Below are 19,761 nucleotides of genomic sequence, written 5' to 3'. Positions count from 1 at the left end.
CATACCAAAAAGACATGCCACTGCGGCATGTCTTTTTGATATAAAAAAACAGCGAAAAAATCCAACTGGAATTATATGGTGGAAAAAGGAACCTGTCCCTTAGTCCCGCCGTCTCACATCCCGAATCTTCATCTTGCTCTCAGGCAGGCTCGGAATATCGTTCATGCTGTAGGTTAAATCCTGCTTCGGAACGGTATACTCCAAATGGTTCACCAAGTAATCGACCGTCACCCTCAGGATATCAAGTGTCAGCCATTCTCCGGCACAGCGGTGGCCGATATTATACTCTCCCCCGCCTTGCGGGATAAAATCAAATGGACTGCCCGACCAGGTCAAAAAACGATCAGGTTTAAATTCATCAGGCTGCTCCCATAGATCAGGATGATGATTCGTGCCATATAAATCAAGAAGAGTAAGCGTGTCTTTTTTAAACTCGAACCCCTTCCATTCAAAGTCCTTCTTCACACGGGCTGCAGCAAACGGGAAAAATGGATAATAGCGCCTGACTTCCTGAATGAAGCGCTGCTGTTCATCCTTGCCTCCGCCTTTCACTTTCGCCGCTTCCTCTGGATAATCATGGACAGCCAGGGCAGTGAAATCTGCGTAGACGGAGATTGCTGTGATTGGACGCAGCAAGTTCAAGAGTTCCACCGCAACAACAGCCGGGCTCAATAACTCTCCATTGGTATCCTTATGGAATGAGAACTGATAAAGCGCCCTCTGTTCATCAGCATTAACACCTCCGGAACGCACCTTCTCAACTAATGCCTCCATCCGTTCTTCTGCTTTGGAACGGGACCGGCGTGACTCGAAATGCTTCAAGCTAAAACTCGCCGCTCCTTCAAACATGTCGCTCAGCTCGTCTGTCCACTTCTCCAAATCTTCTCCTTGAAGCGGAACACCCGTCCACTCAAAGGCAGATTCAGCCAGCATTTTTTTCACTTCATCGTAAAGGACAATCTCTTCCTCCGCTTCCCATTTCATACTGTATCTCTCCCACTTCTCCTGGAAGAGGGCTTGAACCTCTTCAAGTGAATCCTTCGTCATCATCGACATGAACATCACTTTCCGGTTTCGATGCTCCTCTCCGTCCAGGCCTTGTACCCCGCCTTCGCCGAACAAGGTTTTTTGCGCAAGTTTCGGAGCTGCACCCTCACGCTTGAAGCGTTCATTGTCATAAAAAAGTTCCGCGGCTTCCTTACCTGTCAAACAAATACCTTTTTCCCCCAAGAGATTCGTTTCAAAAACGGGAGAATCAAACTTTTCACTTCGATTCATTATGTATAAATACCCTTCCCTGAGCAGGCGGACATTTTCCATCAGCCCCGTCTCTTTCGGCATTGCCTTATGACCTGCCATCTTCTCTTCCTCCTTTTACACAAAAAGACTTTCTTCCTATATACCACTTTTTGGAGATAAAAAAACACTTGCAAAAGCACTACAATTTAAGCTTTCCCTCTCTCGATAAAAATACAAAAAATCCCTCCTGGGACCAAGGGACAGGCCCACTTCCCCGTGATATAATATAAAAAAAGGAAAGGAGGAGACAATGATGGAAGAATTATTGAAACAGTTCATGAAACAAATGAATAACCGTTTTGACCAAGTAGACCAGCGCTTTGTTTCAATTGAAGGACGACTCGACGGTTTAACCAAAGACGTAAAAGAATTAAAAGTTGGACAAGACCGGTTGCAAGCTCGACAAGACCAACTGCAAGTCAGACAAGAACATTTTCAAGCTGGACTAGAGCAATTGCAAGCCAGACAAGACCATTTTCAAGCTGGACTAGACCAACTGCAAGAAAGACAAGACAAATTTCAATCGGGACTAGACCAACTGCAAGAAAGACAAGATAAATTTCAATTGGGACTAGATCAACTGCAAGACAGACAAGATAAATTTCAATCGGGACTAGATCGATTGCAAGCCGGACAAGATCGATTGCAGGCTGGACAAGACCAATTAAAAGACAACCTCATCAATGGATTAGGGCCGTACTTTAAACAAATCGAGAAGCACATTGACACCAAAACGGAATCAATTAAAGAAACCCTCAATGAGCAGCAAAGCATGATTGACACACTTTCAGCTCGTTCTATTAAGCATGAAAGTGAAATAAAGGATTTGAAAGCCTCCATAAGAGCTTAACTACTCTGCCTCCATTCAATTTTTTCAGGTTATTACCCAACAGGCTCTCCATACTAATTTGCCTCTGACACCTTCCAATTTTATTAGCTCAATAAAAAAGCTGAAGATCCCAATAAACAGATCTTCAGCTTTTTACGTATAAAATACTTTATTCCGTTTTTCTATGCATCTTGATTCGCTGGAAGACCAGATATCCGCCTGCCCCAATAAAGAAGATAATCAGCAGGCCGGTAAAGCCGTTGGTGAAGCCGGCACGTTCCACCGCAAACCCGAACAGCGGGAAGCTGATCATGATGACGAAGCTTTCCACCAGCCCGATGAGCGATAGGAAAGTAGATCGAACATTGCTTTTTAAAAATTGCTGCACGAACGAACTGAATATCGGTTCAAAAAGGCTCAGCAGCTGTGCAAGGAAAAGAAACGACAACAGAATCGCCCAGTCACTGGCAAAGATGAAAAGGATAAAGAACAGAAGAAACAGACCCCATCCATAATAGAGAATATTGAAGAACTTCAACCGTCTTTCTACTCTGTAAGCAATCTTCGCCATCGCCACTCCCAGCAGCCCCTCAATCGTAAACACAGCTCCGACAACAACCGGCGAGTACCCCAATTGAATGAAGTATTCCTGTCCGTAGAAAACAATGATCACCATGACCGCACTCGCTAAAATAAAGAGTACGACCGGCTGGTGGATAATCGAATTTGTCCTCCAGACATTAACCCCAAGCTTAAATTGATGAACCCATTGTTGATACCAGCGCCCCGCCACCTCTTCCGGCTTTTCCCGCAGGGGTTCTTTTAAAAATATCAGCGGAACCATCGCCAGGACATGGGTGAAGATCGTTGAACCATACACCCATTCCCAGCTGACATCCGCCATGAAGCCGCCGAGGAATTTGGCAAGGCTCAATGACAGCAAACTAATGGCCGTCATGCTGCCAATGACCCTCGTATAATCTTTTTCACGGTTTTGATTTTTCAACGTATCATAAGCAAATGCCTGCTCAGCTCCAGAATGAAAAGTAACCATTAATCCCATGGATAAAAAAGCCAGCGTGAACATCGAAAACGAACCGCTCATCAGCATAAACAGACCATAAAGCAAGCTGAAAATGTTTCCGACCACCAGGCTGATTTTTCTTCCATACAAGTCAGCAATCATGCCTGTCGGAACCTCGAAAAGGACAATCGCCAGATGAAGAAGAGCTTCCAAAACTCCGATTTCGCCTAATGTCAGCCCCTTGTCCCCTAGATAGATGACCCATAATGCCCGGTCAAAAAATAACTGAGCAAAAAATATATAAAAATACAGCATGTAAATATTGTTCTTTTTGATAGTCATAGTAAAAAGTCCTCTCTTAAACACAAAAGTAAAAAACCACAGGGAGATCCCCTGCGGCTGTAAATATCTTCAGGAAATCATGCAATCGTTCAGTTGGAATTTCCGCTGAAAAAGGACAGACCTGTCCCGTTGGCAGCAGAGAATCCAAAAATAGACATCATAAACACAAGATATTTTTTCTCTGCTTTGACGTCTACAATGAACGATTTCATGATATTCCCTCCTTTATGTTTAAGATACTTTCATTATATAGCTCTTTTGCTGGCTCGACAACCTGGGATTGTGGGGGGTACGCTTTTAGGCTGGGTACACCACGTTTATACCTCATCAAATCCATAAACTCCTACCGTTGATGCCGTTTAAACCCCTTTTATACAGCATCAAACCTACAAACCTCTACCTTTGATGTTGTTTAAACCTCATTTATACTGCATCAAATCCACAAACCCCTTTACTTGATGCTGCTTAAACCCCGTTTATACTGCATCAAACCTACAAACCTCTACCATTGATGCTGTTTAAACCTTACTTATACAGCATCAAACCTACAAACCCCTACCATTGATGCCATTTAAACCCCTTTTATACAGCATCAAACCTACAAACCTCTACCTTTGATGCCGTTTAAACCTCATTTATACAGCATCAAATCCACAACCCCCCTATACTTGATGCTGCTTAAACCCCGGTTATACAGCATCAAACCAACAAACCTCTACCGTTGATGCCGTTTAAACCCCTTTTAGGAACGGAGGAACTATATCTCACGCCCAAAACAAAAGACAGGAACAAGACGCCTTCCCCTTGTTCCTGCCTTTTAAAAGCCGGCTTCCTTAAAAACCCGAAAACCCTCACCCCCAAATTTCTTTAGAAACCTCCACAATGTACTTCAGCTTCGCCCACTGCTCTTCCTCGGTCAAAATATTGCCGTGATGCGTGGAAGCAAAGCCGCACTGCGGGCTGATACAGAGCTGTTCCAACGGCACAAATTGTGTGGCTTCTTCCACTCGCGCCTTGATATTTTCCTTATCTTCCAAGGTACCGTGCTTGGAAGTGAATACGCCCAGCACAACCTGAGGGCCGCCATTCGGGATATGCTCCAGCGGCTGGAAATCACCGGAACGGTCATCGTCATATTCCAGGAAGAATCCGTTCACGTTCTCTTTGGCAAAAAGGGTGGGAGCAATTTTAGCGTAACTGCCCTCGAATGCCCATTTGGATCGGTAGTTCCCCCTGCAGAGGTGGGTCGTGATTGTCAGGTCTTCCGGCTTATCTTCCAATACGCTGTTCACCACATGCAGTGCTAAGTCGATCAGCTCCTCTCGGGAATAGCCGCTGTCATTGAATGGAATTTCCGGAGCATTCAGGCCGGCAATATAAACATCGTCAAACTGCAAATAGCGGCAGCCTGCAGCATAAAAGGCTTGGACGGCATCACGATAGGTTTGGATTACATCTTTTGAATATTCTTCTATGTCCGGATAAATGTCCAGATTGCGGATCCCGGCATTGAACAACTGGTTCGGACTCGGGATCGTCTGCTTAGCAACTGCCCGGTCTCCGACGATTTCCTTGAATTCAACAAAATCCTTTATATGCGGGTGATCCCTGTTAAAAGAAATTTTTCCGGTGACACGAACATCATATCTTTCGGTTTCCTCGCCTTTAAACTGGAAGCCCTGCTCGGGAACATATCCCTCCACTCCGTTCAGGTGCTCCAGGAAATCAGTATGCCAGAATCGGCGGCGGAATTCCCCGTCTGTTACGGCTTTCAAGCCCACTTCAATCTGCTTGTCTACAATTCTTTTGATCTCTTCTGTTTCAATAGCGTGAAGTGCTTCAGCAGAAAGGGTTCCGTCCTGAAACTCCTTCCTTGCGCGGTGAATCCTGTCCGGGCGCAGCAGGCTCCCTACGTGATCGGCTCTGAATGGTGCTCTAATCAATGTTTTTGTCATATAAATCCCATCCTTTTCATTTTTTTGCTAATACAGCGTCTACCGTCCAACCTAATTCAATTGCTATTATGTAAAACAAAAACCCCCTCTTCTCAAAAATAAGAAGAGGGGGCAATAAACGAATTTAAAAGACCTTCTCTTCTTATCTGCTAGCATTACGCTACTGGAATTGGCACAGTACTATTAAAAGTCCGCTGCCGAGGTATCAAAGGGCCAGTCCCTCCACCTCTCTGGATAAGAAAAAATTGGATACTATTAAGTTATTAGAATCACTATAAACCGGGATGAATAAATTGTCAACTGTGAATATTTAAAATAAACTGATTGATCTGAGGGGAAATTATATATCTGCCCCCTCAATTGAGATTTCCTGCTAGTGAACTCTCCCAATTTTCAGGGTGGCATCGGAAGCAAGCATGGATTGCCATGTTCTTAATTCAAATGGCTGTTTTTGCATATATTGTTGCTCTCGGATATCCCTCTCTAATCGGAGAGAGCACGTCTTTCCTTTTTTGCTTAACGGAATATTTTAAGTGAATGTTGGCGTTATCTTACGAAATCCATATTAAATAGCAGTACGAAAGACGAAAGAGCCATTCAAATACAGACGTCCTCCTTATGGATGGTTCCACTACTATTTTTATTTAAATAATATGACCTGCCAACTTGAAGGATTGAAAATCGTTAAACTTAATCTGAGCCTCTTTCAATGAAGGCAAGGGACTCATTGTACTGCAGCTATATCAATTAAGCATTCTAAAAATCTTACAAATTTCCTTTACAGCCGTTATCGGTAATGCCCCTGTTAATTCAATTCACCCTTTTATTACTATTCATAATTTTACTGTACTTCAATAGAGAATGATTTAAATTAATTATCTTTGGCATACTTGATAATACTGTTGAATTCAGCAGTACACCGGCAGCACATTCAGCGTTGATTCTTAACTAGTGTTTTTACACGCCTGACACACCGTTAGTTCATTTAAAATACCCAGAAACTTCATTGTAATTTCACATATACAATTTAAGATTATTCTTGGGTAGTCTGAGATCAGCATTTCATTGCTCATATTATTTAACGCTTACATGGGAGATGATACCTCAAAGTGAATAGGAAAAAATATATTGGTATTTCGGCTCTTTCTCTCTTATTTATCCTTTTCTTGACCAAACCTGACAGCGCTACAAGTGAAGGTCAATTGCAGGCTTTGATTGATCAAGCCTCTGCTGGGAGTGCAGTTACATTATTAGACCATACCTACGAGGATGAAATCATTATCACAAAGCCCATAACATTAATAGGATCGGAGTATACGGTAATTCGCTCCTGCTCTAATCAGCCTCTGCTACAAGTGCAAGCTGATGATGTTAAATTACAAAACATCCAACTTGAACATTGCAAGGACGATGATTCAACAATAGGCCCGCAGGCTCAATCCGGTGCCGGCCATGAGCATGACAACCATGAGCAGGAAGAGACTGAAATTGGCGGACCCTCCATATACCTGGCGGGCAGTAACATCACTCTGGATAATATTCAGATTAACAGCAGAAGCACCGGCATTAGGCTGGACGGCGTCACCAATTCTGTTATTAAAGGTGGTAAGATCACCACAAATGGAGCGGGTCATGCGATTGATGTCTGGGATTCGACAGAAAATGTCATCCAAGGCGTAGAAATCAATCATGTGCTGGACGGTATCTACATGGAACGAGGGAGCAAGAACAAGATCCTGCAGAACAATATCCAGTCAGCTAGGTATGGGCTTCATCTGATGTATTCCGATGAAGTGGTCGTTCAGTCTAATCTTTCTCATCAAAACTTCACTGGAGCAATGGTTATGACGACCAATAACGCCCAAGTAATTGATAACACTTTCAGTTTTAACAATTCCAATGTCCATTCCCAGGGCCTCCTGTTATTTGATGCCGATGACACGATTGTACGGAACAATACCATTACTCAAAATCGGGTGGGTATCTTCATGGAATCTGCAGAAGGCAATGAAGTAATGGACAACCTTATTACAAGCAATTTCATTGGAGTTCAATTCAACAAAACCAATCAAAATACCGTCACGAATAACAGCTTCATTGGAAATGTGAACGAACTTCAAGCTGTTGATAGTATCAAGAACAACGTAGACCATAATTATTGGGATGCCTCAATGAAACTTCAACAAGGAAATGAAGGAACCAGCATATTTCCTTACGCTGCTGAACCGCTTTACTTACTGTTAACCGAGGACACCCCTGCTTATCAGTTATTCTTCGATTCACCCGGTATCACAGTATTAAAGGCGTTATTCAAAGTGCCGGCAGAGAATGTGATGCAGGACGAAAACCCATTAATGACCCCCCCTGTCCAACCTGATGGAGATGGTTTCAACTTGTTACCTTTCATTCTAAAAGTATTCATTGGGCTCGGTTTTACCATAATAGGCATTAAGTTATTTAACACTAGGAGGAAATATAAATGAAGAAAATCATCGTTTTATTAGCAGCGGCTATGTTCATAGCAGGCTGCGGAAACAATGCGATCGAACCTGTTGCGATCGATGAGTCAACGGATACATGTGCGGTGTGCAATATGCAAGTAATGAACAGCCAGTTTGCCACTGAAATCATTTTGACTAACGATAAAGTACTCAAGTTTGATGATGTTGGATGTATGTATGACTGGATGGATGAGAATGGAACAGAAGATATGGCTGCCCACTTCGTAAGAGATTTCGATACTGATGACTGGATTGAGGGAGAACAAGCAACGTATGTATACAACGAATCCGTCAAAACACCTATGAGTTATAATATTATCTCTTTCCAGGAAAAAGAGGACGCAGAACAATTTGTCGAAGAAAACAATGGCGACCTTTTGACCTATGATGACCTGCAGACTCATGAATGGAAAATGAATAGAGAAATGAAGGACCATCATCATGGACATGATCATGAAGAAACTGAGGGTAACGATGGACATAATCACGATGATACTGAAGAAGAAATGGATCATTCCGAGAATGGCGACCATGATAGCTCAGACCATTAATGTTAGGAACAAAAGCGCAAGTGCCCGGACCCTCCCCGAATTATTCTCTTCGGACATTTGACTCCCAGGGGCTGAGTTCGATTCGGTGGATACGAACCTCGGAGGCTGAAGCTGGACGTGGATAACTTAGTTAAAGTTTTCCTCCAGGATGATGTTAGAAACACCTTAATAATAATCAAGGGACGGCTGTATACCCAATCAATACACCGTCCTATTAAATTTTTGTAAGGGGGCTTAGGATGAAAACAGCATTTTTAACAGAGTGGCGGACGACATTAAGACAGCCCTCTTCCTATACCTTTGTTATTTTGTGGACTTCGGTCATAAGTCTGCTGTTTTTGTTAAATAGAGGCTTGCCGCAATTCGAAGGCTATACCAATATGTTAGGCACAATCATTAATCTCCTATTATATCTTTTACCTTTATTCATGTTGATCATCGGCTCTCTTTCTATTACAAATGAAGTGGAAAGCGGACAATGGGCCATCATCAGTACTTACCCAATATCAGCCATTCGTTATATCAGCGGAAAATTTCTCGGCCAGCTGGTGGCTCAGATCGCCATTTTCACTTTAAGCTTCGGAATCAGCATTTTAATAAGTACGGTTCTGCAGTTCTCTGTCTCTTTGAAATGGATCATCCTTATTTATCTATTTTCTATATTTCTGCAAAGCTTCTTTCTCGGGTTGGGAATATTATTGGGCTCTTTCGCTTCTACGCGCTGGCAGGCTTTGATGGGGTCGGTGACCGTCTGGTTCATTCTCATTATGATGTGGGCAAGCCTGTTAATAGCTATTCTGCAATTTATCCCTTACCCGCTGATACCGAATATATTGGCACTTTCATTACTTCTTAATCCCGCCGAGCTTCTGCGTGTCTTTTTCGTTGTTCAATTCGGCGGCGGAGCAGTTTTTGGCCAGGAATTCGATACGGTGATCTCATTATTAGAACTGCCTGTTTCCTTTCCGCTGCTTGGGATCTATTCCTTTTTGTTTATAGCCGCAGTGCTTGGAGCAGCCGGATGGAAACTCGAAAGGAGGAAGATGAATTGAGTCTATTGAAAGTAGAAGAAGTGTCAAAGGTCTATCAAAGTAAAGAAGCTCTTCTTCCTCTATCCTTTACAGCAGAACCAGGACAGTGTGTGGTGTTGTGCGGGGGAAACGGAGCTGGAAAAAGTACATTAATACAAATACTGGCTGCCTTGTCAAAGCCAACTGCCGGCCATGTGGTTCTGGACGGAATCGAAATGGAGAAAAGCCGAGGGAACTATGTGAACCGAATTGGCTATATGCCTGACAGTTTTCCTGCACAACAGCTGATGTCTGTTGGGGAAATGCTTCACTTTTACGCCTCTTACCGTCCTGATGCTTCCAAGACACAAGTGGAAGAGATTTTGTCACGCATAGGACTCATTGAAAAAAAAGATGAATTGATTAAAAATCTTTCTAAAGGTATGCGCCAGCGGCTCTTATTCGGCCAAGCTCTCTTGGGTACTCCCCTTTTATTATTAATGGATGAGCCGACAAATGGCCTGGATCCTTATTGGATCAATGGATTTATAAATATCGTTAATGAAGTGAAAAAAACAGGAACAACCATCATTCTGTCTACTCACATGATGGATGTCGCAGCTGAAGTTGGAGACATCATTTATTTCATGAAGGAAGGCAGAATTGTGCATGAGTTTCTTCATGAGACTGACAAAGAAAAAACAACCCTTCAGCTTTTAAAGCTGCATCGAAGCGTATGAAGGCTGAGATTTATGCCTGGTTCACATTCACCTTTTAATTCACCAAATTGAAGTGGACAATACGATCCAGTATTAGTACAAAGGCTGCTCTAAGAAACTAGAACTGATTTTCCTTTAATACAAAACTGTTTCCGCATAAATTACTGCTATCAGAAAAGTCCCAGCAGCCTGACTCTCCCCCTGGTTAACCTCTAAAAACCCCTGAAGCTGCTTCCAATAAGGAAACAGCACTTCAGGGGTTTTCTAATATTCAGTATTAAGCACCCACGGATTCAACTTTACCTGTATTTCTCCTGGACTTCCTCGGTTTTTCATATTCTGTCATCGTCCACCCGGTGATACCGTAGAAAAGGGAAACGAGCGGTGTGATGAGTGCAAGGAAACAGAATGGAAGGTACGTCAAGGTTGCGACTCCAAGGACTCCGGCTGTGTAAATACCGCTGCCTGTCCATGGAACCAGAGCACCTCCCTGTGTCCCGGTATCCTCCAAGATCCTTGAAAGATTTTCAGGCTTTAAATTCAGCCTTTCGAAAATCGGTCTCATTAAAGTACCGCCCATCACGGTTGAAAAGTAAATCGCGCCGCCGATGGCAAGTGTAAAATAACTGACAATCACTGTGACAAATACAAGGACTCCCGTATGCTGAATTTTGTCAGCAAATGAAGCAATCAACGCTTCCAGCACTTTGGATTCAGCAAGCATCCCGCCAAGGCCAAGGGCAAACAGGAACAACGCAATAAGGGCAAGCATACTTGTCAGGCCGCCGCGCTGCAGTAAACTATCCACGACTTCAATCCCGGATTCCACTGCATAGCCGTTATAGAAAATCCCGATCGTCTCTCCAAAGCCGAATCCCTGGTGCAAGACCGCCACCAGGCCCCCGGCTGCCGAAGCAAGAAAGATCGACGGAATGGCCGGCTTTTTCAACATCAATAACGTCACAAGAACAGCAATCGGAATCATTGGAATCAAACCAAGATTAAACGTGTCAGCTAAATAAGAAGTCAGTGCCGCCACACTTTGTTCCTCGGCAGAAGCGGTATTGTATTGCAGTCCGATGACAGTGAAAATAATGGCTGTGATCACATAGGCAGGGACCGTCGTCCACAGCATATGTTTAATGTGGGAGAATAAGTCTCCTCCTGTCACGGTCGGAGCCAGATTGGTCGAATCAGAAAGAGGAGACATCTTATCCCCAAAATACGCTCCACTGATGATGGCCCCGGCCGTTAAGCCAGCAGGTACGCCAAGACTCGCGCCAACCCCCATCATGGCAATCCCGGCCGTACCGATTGTTCCCCAAGATGTACCGGTGGCCAATGCCACAAGAGAACAGAAAAGCAGCGTCGTCACCAAAAAGTACTTCGGCGACACGGATTCAATTCCATAATAAATCAAGGTAGGAACGGTCCCAGAAGCGATCCATGCACCTATTAAAATCCCGACGGTCAATAGAATCAAGCCCGGCTGCAAAGCCCTGCTCATCGATCTTATCATCGATTGTTCCACTTGTTTATAACTGAACCCCAACCTCATCATGAAAGGTATCAGCACAAGCATACTAATAAACATCAGAATTTGAATAGGTGCATCGAAAACAAGGATTCCGACCGAAATGATCGCAATCGATGAAATCAACATAAACATTGCGTACACGAAAGATGGTGTTTTAATATTATCGGTGTCCAACCAACCACTCCTTTGTATTTTAATATAATAATCTTAGGACTCCTTTTGTAAAAAAGACAATTACAGACTTTTTACGAATGTGGATTTGGTATGTTCCTTCGAGGGATCAGGAAGGGATTTGAGGTGCCTGCGGATAATACCAAGATGTCATAAGTTATATAAAAATAATACTATAGATTGAATTGTTAGTAAATTCCGATAAATAAGCGTTTCTAGGGCTATATAATGCTATACGGCTGCTGATAGCGCTTTCGGTGTATTAATACACAGCAATGCTCTCTTTTCCTGCCGGATTGTAGCCCTATCTTTTTTCTTGCGAGACAGCAGGAAGGTTAATCGACTCAAATAAACGTAAAAAGGACAAAGCACTTCACCTTGTCCCGCTCGTTTTGCTCAGGGTCTTTCCCGTGGTGTTTTATTCATAATGAAGTACCCGATGATGAGCACTAATATGACCAGCGAATACAGTAATGTATCCAGTGGATTTTCATAATCTACAATAATCAGCCTTACCATTGCCGTAATGCCAATATACATAAAATAACGAAGCGGAAAATGGTAGTCTTCCTTAAAGTATTTAACAATCATGGCAATAAACTCAAAGTAAAGGAAGAAGACAAGAATTATAGCCAAAAACTCTTTGTAATCATTAGTGTTCTGCGAAAATAATACGGCTGCGAAAGCCAGCAGTTCCTGTATCAGTAGTATCGAAAGAATCACAGCAAGGATGATGAGGGAAACATTCAGAATGAGCTGAAATACTTTTGGAGCTGCTTTCACTATAGAACTGATTGTTTTTTTCATTTTCCGAGCTCCTTTTCGTCCATCGTTGGTAAAAACTATATATAAAATTGAATGTAAAAGCAAAGAAACTGCAATGAACAAAATGGAAGGAAAAACAGACAAAATCCACCTGCTTCATCCTAATATGATAACCGCGGCAGATCTATAGTCCCAAAGCTATTGCCAAAAAGGGAAAAGTCACGATGCCCCGCCTTTCAGTAATAGTGCCGAGGTCAAAATTATGTTAAATTTAAATAAACAAAGGTATACGAAAACTTTTACACGAGAAGGAGAAATAAGAGATTGAAGGAACGAAGTAGAGATAAAGGAATAGCATCATTCGTGAACCACAGTTTTTTCAACCGATTTATTACGGTATTAATCCTCTTTAACGCCGTCTTAATTGGATTGGAAACATACCCGGCAATATATGAGCCCAACAAAGATATCTTTTTCATTCTAGATTGGATCGTCTTAATCATTTTTGCAATTGAAATGCTTTTAAAAATATCTGTAGAAAGATCTCATTTCTTTAAAAATAACTGGAATAACTTTGACTTTTTCATCGTAGTCGGAAGCTTAATACTGTACAACACACCATTTGTCAGTGTGCTGCGTATTTTCAGGGTCCTGAGGATTTTCAGGACCATAACCATCTTCCCATCCTTGAGACGGATTGTCCGTGCATTATTCATGGCGATACCGACTATTGGGAGTGTCCTGATTCTAATGACCATCATATTCTATGTGTTCGCGGTAATCGGAACAGCCTTCTTTTCAACTATTGAACCTGATTACTTCGGCAATTTGCAGCTCGCCACTATCACGCTGTTTCAGATATTCACACTAGAATCGTGGGCAAGCGGTATCTTCCGCCCGATTTTCGAAGTGGAGCCATGGTCCTGGATATACTTTGTATCCTTTATCGTCATCACGACCTTCATCATGATCAACTTGATTGTAGGGGAAATCGTAAACAACGCACAATTGATTTCCGAAGAAGTTGAAAAAGAGTCTAAAGATATTAAAAAAGATACAACAGAAATAGCTGAGTTGAGGGAAGAAGTAAAAGAATTAAAGGGCCTTCTGGAGACGCTTGTCGCTCAAAATGAAAAGTAAACGATGACATGATTTTTCATAATTAAAAAATCCAGCCAGCCGGGTTTCCCCCGGGTACTAAGTTTTTTAACTCTCTAATCGGAGTGAGCAGCCCTTTTCTTTCTTGCTTACGAGGATATTTCAGGTGAGGGTACTGAAAATCTACCGAATTTTAGAATCTACCTCTTATGAACATAGAAAGAGTCAACTACCCCTCCTAAATCAGGAAGAAAAGTTGACTTTTTTCTTTGAAAGCAATGTATATACTTCTCTTTACTTCATTAGCTTTAGAATCCTTTGATCTTTTTTGCGCACTTAATGATAAAAGAAAAAGTGCGCAGCACAGACCAACAGGACAGCTGCGGTTAATTTTAAAGAAGGCTATCTGAGAACGACATCCTTCTTTAAATCACTCTGCTCACAAAAACCCCCTCAATCACAGGATTGAGGGGATTTTCACTATCTATTCTTAATTCTCTTCAATTTCTTTACGATTCTTCTTCAACAATTTCGAAAGCACTTCATACACAATCGGTACAATCAATAATGTTAAGATCGTGGATGATGTTAGACCGCCAATTACAGTGATGGCCAGCCCTTTAGAGATCAGTGCTGATCCAGCGCCGCCAAGCACCATTGGTGACATTGCGCCAATTGTGGCAATAGCTGTCATCAGGATCGGACGAAGCCTTGTCGTTCCTGCTTCAACAATGGCATCACGGATCGGCATTCCATCGCGTTCCATGTGGATGATACGGTCCACTAGGACAATCGCGTTTGTTACGACGATTCCGATTAGCATCAGAAGTCCCATCATGACGGATACGGAGATGGTTTCCCCGGCGATCCACAGTCCTACAAAGGAACCAATCACAGCGAAAGGCAAGGAGAACAAGATCGCGAATGGCGCCAATCCTTCACCAAAGGTTACAACCAGGATGAAGTAAACAATCAGGATGGCCGCAAGCATGGCGATCCCTAGCTGTGTAAAGGTTTCCTGCATATCGGCAGCAACACCGGCCACCCCAACTTCTACCGTATCCGGAAGCTCAAGCTCATCGACTCCTTCTTCAGCTTGAGTGGTTGCAGCAGATACGTCATCAGTCGTTACCGTACCTGAAACGGTTGCGTAATATTCTCCCTCACTACGGGATAGTGTGTTATAGGTCGTACCCTCTTCTGTCGTTACCAGCTCGGACAGCGGCAGAGTTGTACCCGTCGCAGTAGGAATTTCTGTTTCCAGCAGTTCATCGATGGATGCGGCGTCCGTTTTCTCTTCTCTCTGGACAATCACATCGATTTCTTCACCGTCATTTTCCACTGTTGTCAGCACTTCTTCAGATTCTGAAGCGGTTAGGGCACCTACAATCTGTCCTGTTGTCAGACCATATTGCAATATCTCTTCATGATCCACATTCAGCACATGCTCAACATAAGGATTTTCCATATCAGATGTCACATCTTCCAGGTCTTCTACTTCTTTTAAAGCATCTTCTACCTGGGTAACAGCGGCATTCAAGTCATCTAAGTTTTCACTATACAATGTATAGCTTACTTCATTAGAGGCCATGCCTCCGCCGCCCATCATGTCCTGCGATTTCCATTCACCAGACTGACCGATGTTAAAGACATACTCTTCGACTTCTTCTTTTACTTCAGAGAAGTTCTCTGTATCATCTTCAAAGAATAGATACAGTAACGCACCATTGGTTCCTCCCATCATGACCGAGGAAGCATCTGTGCTGTTGCTGTTGTTGAAGGATAACTGAACCGTCTTCAGGTCTTCACGCTTCATTAATTCCTGTTCAACTTCTTCAAGGTTTTCTAACGTTTCATCCTCCAGCTCACCTGTTGCTGGTGTATACGTTAAATAGATCGTTTTTTCCTCTTCAGATCCCATAAAGCTGAAACCAATGAGAGGAGTCAAGGCTAGTGAACCAGCCAGGAGCACGACGCTGATGACTGATGTAATGATTTTGTGGTTCAGTGCTTTTACCAGTACGCCTTTATACCAGTTTGCAAGTCTGCCCACCTCTTCATGCTTCGCTTCTTTTTTCTCTCCGTATAATGACTTGCGGAATAAGAAATGCGAAAGCGCCGGAACGATTGTGATCGCTACAAGAAGTGACGCCCCAAGAGCAAATGCCATCGTCAAGGCAAATGGTCTGAACAACTCGCCAACCATCCCGCCGACAAACATAAGCGGCGCAAACACGGCAACCGTTACAAGTGTCGATGATAAAATCGGCTTAAACATTTCAATGGTTGCTTCACGGATTAAGGCACGGCCGCGGAGTTTCTCTTCCTGCAGGTGCATCCGTCTATATATATTTTCCACTACAACGATCGAGTCATCGATAACACGCCCGATTGCGACCGTTATCGCACCCAGTGTCATGATGTTCAATGTAATATCAAGCCAGTTCAACAGCAGGAATGCCATGAAAATTGAAACTGGAATGGATATAATAGAGATGATCGTTGACTTGAAGTCACGAAGGAATAACAGAATGATAATGACTGCGAACAAGCCGCCAAATAATGCTTTTTCCACCATGGTGAAAACAGAGTCTTCAATCGGTTCTGCCTGATCTAAGGTAACATCAATGACCAAGCCGTCAATTTCCTCTTCTTGTTGAGCCGCTGCATCTTTAACAGCATTTACAACATCAACTGTGTTAGCTTCCTGACCCTTAGTTACTTGGATAGCAATCGCTTCTTCCCCGTTTGTCCGGGAAATCGATTGGACATTCCCAACCGTTTCAATTGTGGCGATCTCCCCCAATCTGACGAACGGATTCGGGTTTGACTCAGATGGTGTAACGGGGATCTGCAGCTCTCTCAGTTGATCGATGGTTTTAATGTCACCATCAATCGCAAGAGCCTCTTCTCCGCCTTCGAATTCCTGAAGGCCAAGCGACAGAGCCATATCACTTGCTTGGACCATTTGTTTAACTGTATCTTCCGTTAATCCTAAAGATTCCAGCTGCTCCTGGTCATACGTAAATTCTACTTCTTCCAAGTGCTGGCCTGTAATCGTCGTCGAACCAACACCCTCAATCTTGGCGATTTCAGGTAAAATGGTTTCTTCAACCTTTGTTGAAAGATCAACAATATCTCCTTCTGTGCTGCTGACGGATAATGCCACAACCGGCATCATGTTCATGCTAAGGGCCATGATCGATGGCTCCTCAGCACCTTCCGGCAATGAGATATTATCTATAGCTGATTCCAGCTCACGTTTTTTCTCGTCCATATCGACGCCATATTCATATTCGATTTGAACCTGTGACACGTTCGCTGAAGAATTCGAATAGACTGCCTTGACATCTTCAAGGCCATCAATCGTCCGCTCCATCGGCATGGAAACCTCGTCCATGACCTGCTCAGCCGTTGCACCTGGATACACATCCATCACGATTAAATACGGGATTGATACATCCGGTATACTTTCCATCTTCATTTGCGTCCCAGAATATAAACCAGAAACTGTAATGATAATCGTCAATAACCATACAGCCAGCTTATTTTTAAGGACAAAATTCACTAAACTTTTCAATAAAAGCACCTTCCTCTTCCCTTTTGAATAAGGTTGACACCTTTGATATAATGTAAATGACCGGTTAGTCATAACCTTATTTTCAATACATCAAATATAACTGACCGACCAGTCAGCCGTCAATGACTTTGTTACTTTTCTCACAGTTATATACGAATGCCGTTAACAAAAGTTTCACATTTGGGATATACTATAAATTCGAACTTGGCCTTCCGGGGGGATTTTATGAAGGAAAAAGATATGCAGATAATCGAAGTAGGAATGAGGCTTTTTGCCAGCAAGGGATTTTCAACCACCTCGGTCCAGGAAATCGCCACTGAAAGCGGGATTTCAAAAGGCGCCTTTTACTTACACTTCAAAACAAAAGATGATCTATTACTAGGTATTTTACAATATCACTTCGACATGATTCACAGAACAATCAGCGAAGAAACAAAAGATATAGAAGACCCTCGCGAAAAACTCATTAGAGAACAAATGGCGATTTACTCCCATTTCATCACCCATCGCGACCTTCTCGTTATGCTCGCCAAAGAACAGGCCATCCCGAGAAATGAGACTGTCAAGCAGCTCATATTCGAAAAAAAGATGGAAAGACAACTTGAATATCGAAAAAGCATCATAGACATTTACGGTCCTGAAATCGAACCGTTCTCCTGGGATCTCACCCTCATCTTTGAAGGAATTATCAAATCCTATATGAGCGTCCTGATGTTCTCCACTCAGGACTTTGACCTGAGAAGCTTAACAGAATACATGCTGAACAGACTCGACAGCATTGTCAAAGACATTCATAAAGACCAGCCTTTCTTTACAAAAGAAAAAGCCGAAACGGTTTTATCCAATTTCTTGTTTTCGGACCAGCCGCAGCTGTCCACTGTCATGAAAGACCTGGAAGACGAAATCGAAAAACTGGGTGCAGACGAACTGACCGTTACCCTGCAAGTCCTTAAAGAGGAAATCGGGAAGGAATCCCCCAGAGTTCCAGTCATTCAGGGGATGCTGTCTAATTTCTCGGGATATCCAAGCCTTAATTCTTATCGGGAGTTTATCTCGGATTATTTTACGAGTAAGTGATTTCAGGGCGGCGGGACAGGTACTTTTTCCCGCACTGAAAAGGGACAAGGCTGAGCCTAACGGGTTCGGTTGCGGGAGAGAAAACATTGAATAACATTACTTTTAGAGTGGCAATTCGCATAAGAATTAGCCACTCTTTTTTTGTTGATATATAAATGTTCTTGGAGGTTTAACGAGTAAAATAACACCCGAATTAGCACACAAATCAACAACCGTACAAAATATATTGTACGGTGTTCAAAAGCTCTGCTAAAACCAGTGCTAATTTCTATGTTGAAATTATGCTTACAGCAAAGGAATATTGCATTGTATTAAACAGGGATACTCGTTTTTAATACACACAACAGCTTGGGACTTTTTAATACAGATAATAAAGAAATAATCACTGAATATTATGTTAATATATAGGAGAAGAATCTTTAATTAACGCTAACCATCTTCCATTAAGGGGCAGGTTAACGGAAGATTGTGAAACAAATCTCTTATAGCTTCGTCTAACTATTAAGCGGGTATATAGGCGGGCAAGTTTTAAACATCGAGGAGAGAAATTTTAATTGGGACTAATAAAATATAACATTCACCTTTTTGTCTTCTTTTTCGCTTTAAGTTTTTTGTTCTATGGTCAAATCTGGGCACTTCCAGTGTTTTTAAAACCAATTCTATTCATTTTGATGATAATTGGTTTTGTCTTTTCTGCTGTCGCAGGTGGGCTGTATATAAAAGAGATAAGCACTAAAGAAGCTAAAACTTCGAAATCTATTTGGATTATTGCTTTTATGCTAATAACTATGTCAACTATATTTTATGAACCAATAGAAACGGCTCTAATGGTAGTTATTTTGGCGGTAAGTGGATTGTATTTGCTCTCATCAATCTTTTCTTTACTGAAGAAAGAAGAGGTTTCTACTCAATAACAATCTTCCACTCAAGGTAGCTTTAGCTGAACAAGCAGCTCCAGGTTGTTCAATATAAAGGGGGCGTTTGCTTAATAAGCAGCCGCCCTCTGTTCAAGTAAAGGGCAGGATAATTGTGCGAAATGTTTCTACTACAGCTGAGAGTGGTTACACATTACTCAGGTAAAAGGTAGACAATTCCTTATGGAATTGAAGGATTATATCGAAGAATCAAATGAAGAGGTAACGCTTGGAAGGGTTCTCTCTTAGTCGATTAGCACTGGATTTAGTAAGAAAGATAGTGTTAAGAGCTCGGTGAAAAGGCGTAAGAATTTACCGTATCAGCTAAAATGAGCTGACGAAAGCCTACCCGCGGGGGTGGTGTAAATCATGATGCTTGGGTTGATTGA

The 19,761-nt window shown here is 42.5% G+C and carries 14 protein-coding genes, 1 pseudogene and 1 riboswitch; of the genes and pseudogenes, 8 read left to right on the top strand and 7 right to left on the bottom strand.

Going from position 1 to position 19,761, the window contains the following annotated elements; genetic code table 11:
• Positions 1 to 99: 99 nt before the first annotated feature.
• Positions 100 to 1,359 carry a cytochrome P450 gene (locus FZC79_RS14785; protein ID WP_148947548.1) on the bottom strand — a complete coding sequence of 420 codons (1,260 nt, stop codon included), beginning with the start codon at positions 1,357 to 1,359 and terminating at the stop codon, positions 100 to 102.
• 190 nt (positions 1,360 to 1,549) lie between these two features.
• Here FZC79_RS14785 and FZC79_RS14780 point away from each other — a divergent pair, with 190 nt between their 5' ends.
• On the top strand, positions 1,550 to 2,149 hold the full coding sequence (locus tag FZC79_RS14780; protein ID WP_187442804.1) for a hypothetical protein: 600 nt from the start codon (positions 1,550 to 1,552) through the stop codon (positions 2,147 to 2,149).
• A 148-nt stretch (positions 2,150 to 2,297) separates the two neighbouring features.
• Here FZC79_RS14780 and FZC79_RS14775 read toward each other — a convergent pair whose 3' ends face one another.
• The 3 genes from FZC79_RS14775 to FZC79_RS14770 all read right to left on the bottom strand — a co-directional run bounded on the left by FZC79_RS14775 (position 2,298) and on the right by FZC79_RS14770 (position 5,449).
• On the bottom strand, positions 2,298 to 3,494 hold the full coding sequence (locus FZC79_RS14775; RefSeq protein WP_148947546.1) for an MFS transporter: 1,197 nt from the start codon (positions 3,492 to 3,494) through the stop codon (positions 2,298 to 2,300).
• Between the two features lie 89 nt (positions 3,495 to 3,583).
• Entirely contained in the window at positions 3,584 to 3,706 is a 123-nt protein-coding gene (locus tag FZC79_RS23875) for a hypothetical protein (RefSeq protein WP_262372216.1), read from the bottom strand.
• Between the two features lie 639 nt (positions 3,707 to 4,345).
• Positions 4,346 to 5,449: a 5-methyltetrahydropteroyltriglutamate--homocysteine S-methyltransferase gene (locus FZC79_RS14770; RefSeq protein WP_148947545.1), complete on the bottom strand. Its 1,104-nt coding sequence runs from the start codon at positions 5,447 to 5,449 to the stop codon at positions 4,346 to 4,348.
• 139 nt (positions 5,450 to 5,588) lie between these two features.
• A riboswitch (SAM riboswitch) is annotated at positions 5,589 to 5,690 on the bottom strand.
• Between the two features lie 868 nt (positions 5,691 to 6,558).
• Between FZC79_RS14770 and FZC79_RS14765 the strand changes: the two genes are divergently transcribed.
• From FZC79_RS14765 to FZC79_RS14750, 4 genes and pseudogenes are all read left to right on the top strand, one after another.
• A complete protein-coding gene (locus FZC79_RS14765) occupies positions 6,559 to 7,932 on the top strand; it encodes a right-handed parallel beta-helix repeat-containing protein (protein ID WP_187442803.1) in 1,374 nt (457 codons plus the stop codon).
• Positions 7,929 to 8,405 (top strand): annotated as a pseudogene (locus tag FZC79_RS14760) (nitrous oxide reductase accessory protein NosL); the annotation flags it as partial. The gene FZC79_RS14765 and the pseudogene FZC79_RS14760, both read left to right, overlap by 4 nt.
• A 335-nt stretch (positions 8,406 to 8,740) precedes the next feature.
• On the top strand, positions 8,741 to 9,553 hold the full coding sequence (locus tag FZC79_RS14755; RefSeq protein ID WP_148947544.1) for an ABC transporter permease: 813 nt from the start codon (positions 8,741 to 8,743) through the stop codon (positions 9,551 to 9,553).
• Positions 9,550 to 10,251, top strand: coding sequence for an ABC transporter ATP-binding protein (locus FZC79_RS14750; RefSeq protein WP_148947543.1), 702 nt, complete (start codon positions 9,550 to 9,552; stop codon positions 10,249 to 10,251). Before FZC79_RS14755 ends, FZC79_RS14750 begins: the two co-directional genes overlap by 4 nt.
• A gap of 256 nt (positions 10,252 to 10,507) precedes the next feature.
• On the opposite strand, the gene nhaC is transcribed toward FZC79_RS14750, so the two are convergent.
• Together nhaC and psiE are read right to left on the bottom strand one after the other, a co-directional pair.
• On the bottom strand, positions 10,508 to 11,941 hold the full coding sequence (nhaC, locus tag FZC79_RS14745; RefSeq protein WP_148947542.1) for a Na+/H+ antiporter NhaC: 1,434 nt from the start codon (positions 11,939 to 11,941) through the stop codon (positions 10,508 to 10,510).
• 393 nt (positions 11,942 to 12,334) lie between these two features.
• Positions 12,335 to 12,745, bottom strand: coding sequence for a phosphate-starvation-inducible protein PsiE (psiE, locus tag FZC79_RS14740; RefSeq protein WP_148947541.1), 411 nt, complete (start codon positions 12,743 to 12,745; stop codon positions 12,335 to 12,337).
• A gap of 282 nt (positions 12,746 to 13,027) precedes the next feature.
• Between psiE and FZC79_RS14735 the strand changes: the two genes are divergently transcribed.
• Positions 13,028 to 13,843, top strand: coding sequence for an ion transporter (locus FZC79_RS14735; protein WP_148947540.1), 816 nt, complete (start codon positions 13,028 to 13,030; stop codon positions 13,841 to 13,843).
• Between the two features lie 448 nt (positions 13,844 to 14,291).
• Here FZC79_RS14735 and FZC79_RS14730 read toward each other — a convergent pair whose 3' ends face one another.
• On the bottom strand, positions 14,292 to 17,381 hold the full coding sequence (locus FZC79_RS14730) for an efflux RND transporter permease subunit (protein WP_148947539.1): 3,090 nt from the start codon (positions 17,379 to 17,381) through the stop codon (positions 14,292 to 14,294).
• A 225-nt stretch (positions 17,382 to 17,606) separates the two neighbouring features.
• Between FZC79_RS14730 and FZC79_RS14725 the strand changes: the two genes are divergently transcribed.
• The gene (locus FZC79_RS14725; protein ID WP_187442801.1) at positions 17,607 to 18,458 is read left to right on the top strand and encodes a TetR/AcrR family transcriptional regulator; all 852 of its coding nucleotides are present in this window, start codon (positions 17,607 to 17,609) and stop codon (positions 18,456 to 18,458) included.
• A 554-nt stretch (positions 18,459 to 19,012) separates the two neighbouring features.
• A complete protein-coding gene (locus FZC79_RS14720) occupies positions 19,013 to 19,372 on the top strand; it encodes a hypothetical protein (protein WP_148947537.1) in 360 nt (119 codons plus the stop codon).
• The last annotated feature ends 389 nt before the right edge of the window (positions 19,373 to 19,761 follow it).

The sequence above is a fragment of the Rossellomorea vietnamensis genome, assembly GCF_008180615.1.
In the GTDB taxonomy this organism is placed as follows: Bacteria; Bacillota; Bacilli; order Bacillales; family Bacillaceae_B; genus Rossellomorea; species Rossellomorea vietnamensis_D.
This window is presented reverse-complemented; position numbering and strand designations above follow the sequence as displayed.

What these genes read in the sequence shown, in the direction of transcription:
- FZC79_RS23875 (WP_262372216.1), bottom strand. Translation starts at nt 3,706, where the DNA reads ATGAAATCGTTCATTGTAGACGTCAAAGCAGAGAAAAAATATCTTGTG.
- FZC79_RS14725 (WP_187442801.1), top strand. Translation starts at nt 17,607, where the DNA reads ATGAAGGAAAAAGATATGCAGATAATCGAAGTAGGAATGAGGCTTTTT.
- FZC79_RS14770 (WP_148947545.1), bottom strand. Translation starts at nt 5,449, where the DNA reads ATGACAAAAACATTGATTAGAGCACCATTCAGAGCCGATCACGTAGGG.
- FZC79_RS14755 (WP_148947544.1), top strand. Translation starts at nt 8,741, where the DNA reads ATGAAAACAGCATTTTTAACAGAGTGGCGGACGACATTAAGACAGCCC.
- psiE (WP_148947541.1), bottom strand. Translation starts at nt 12,745, where the DNA reads ATGAAAAAAACAATCAGTTCTATAGTGAAAGCAGCTCCAAAAGTATTT.
- FZC79_RS14785 (WP_148947548.1), bottom strand. Translation starts at nt 1,359, where the DNA reads ATGGCAGGTCATAAGGCAATGCCGAAAGAGACGGGGCTGATGGAAAAT.
- FZC79_RS14780 (WP_187442804.1), top strand. Translation starts at nt 1,550, where the DNA reads ATGATGGAAGAATTATTGAAACAGTTCATGAAACAAATGAATAACCGT.
- FZC79_RS14775 (WP_148947546.1), bottom strand. Translation starts at nt 3,494, where the DNA reads ATGACTATCAAAAAGAACAATATTTACATGCTGTATTTTTATATATTT.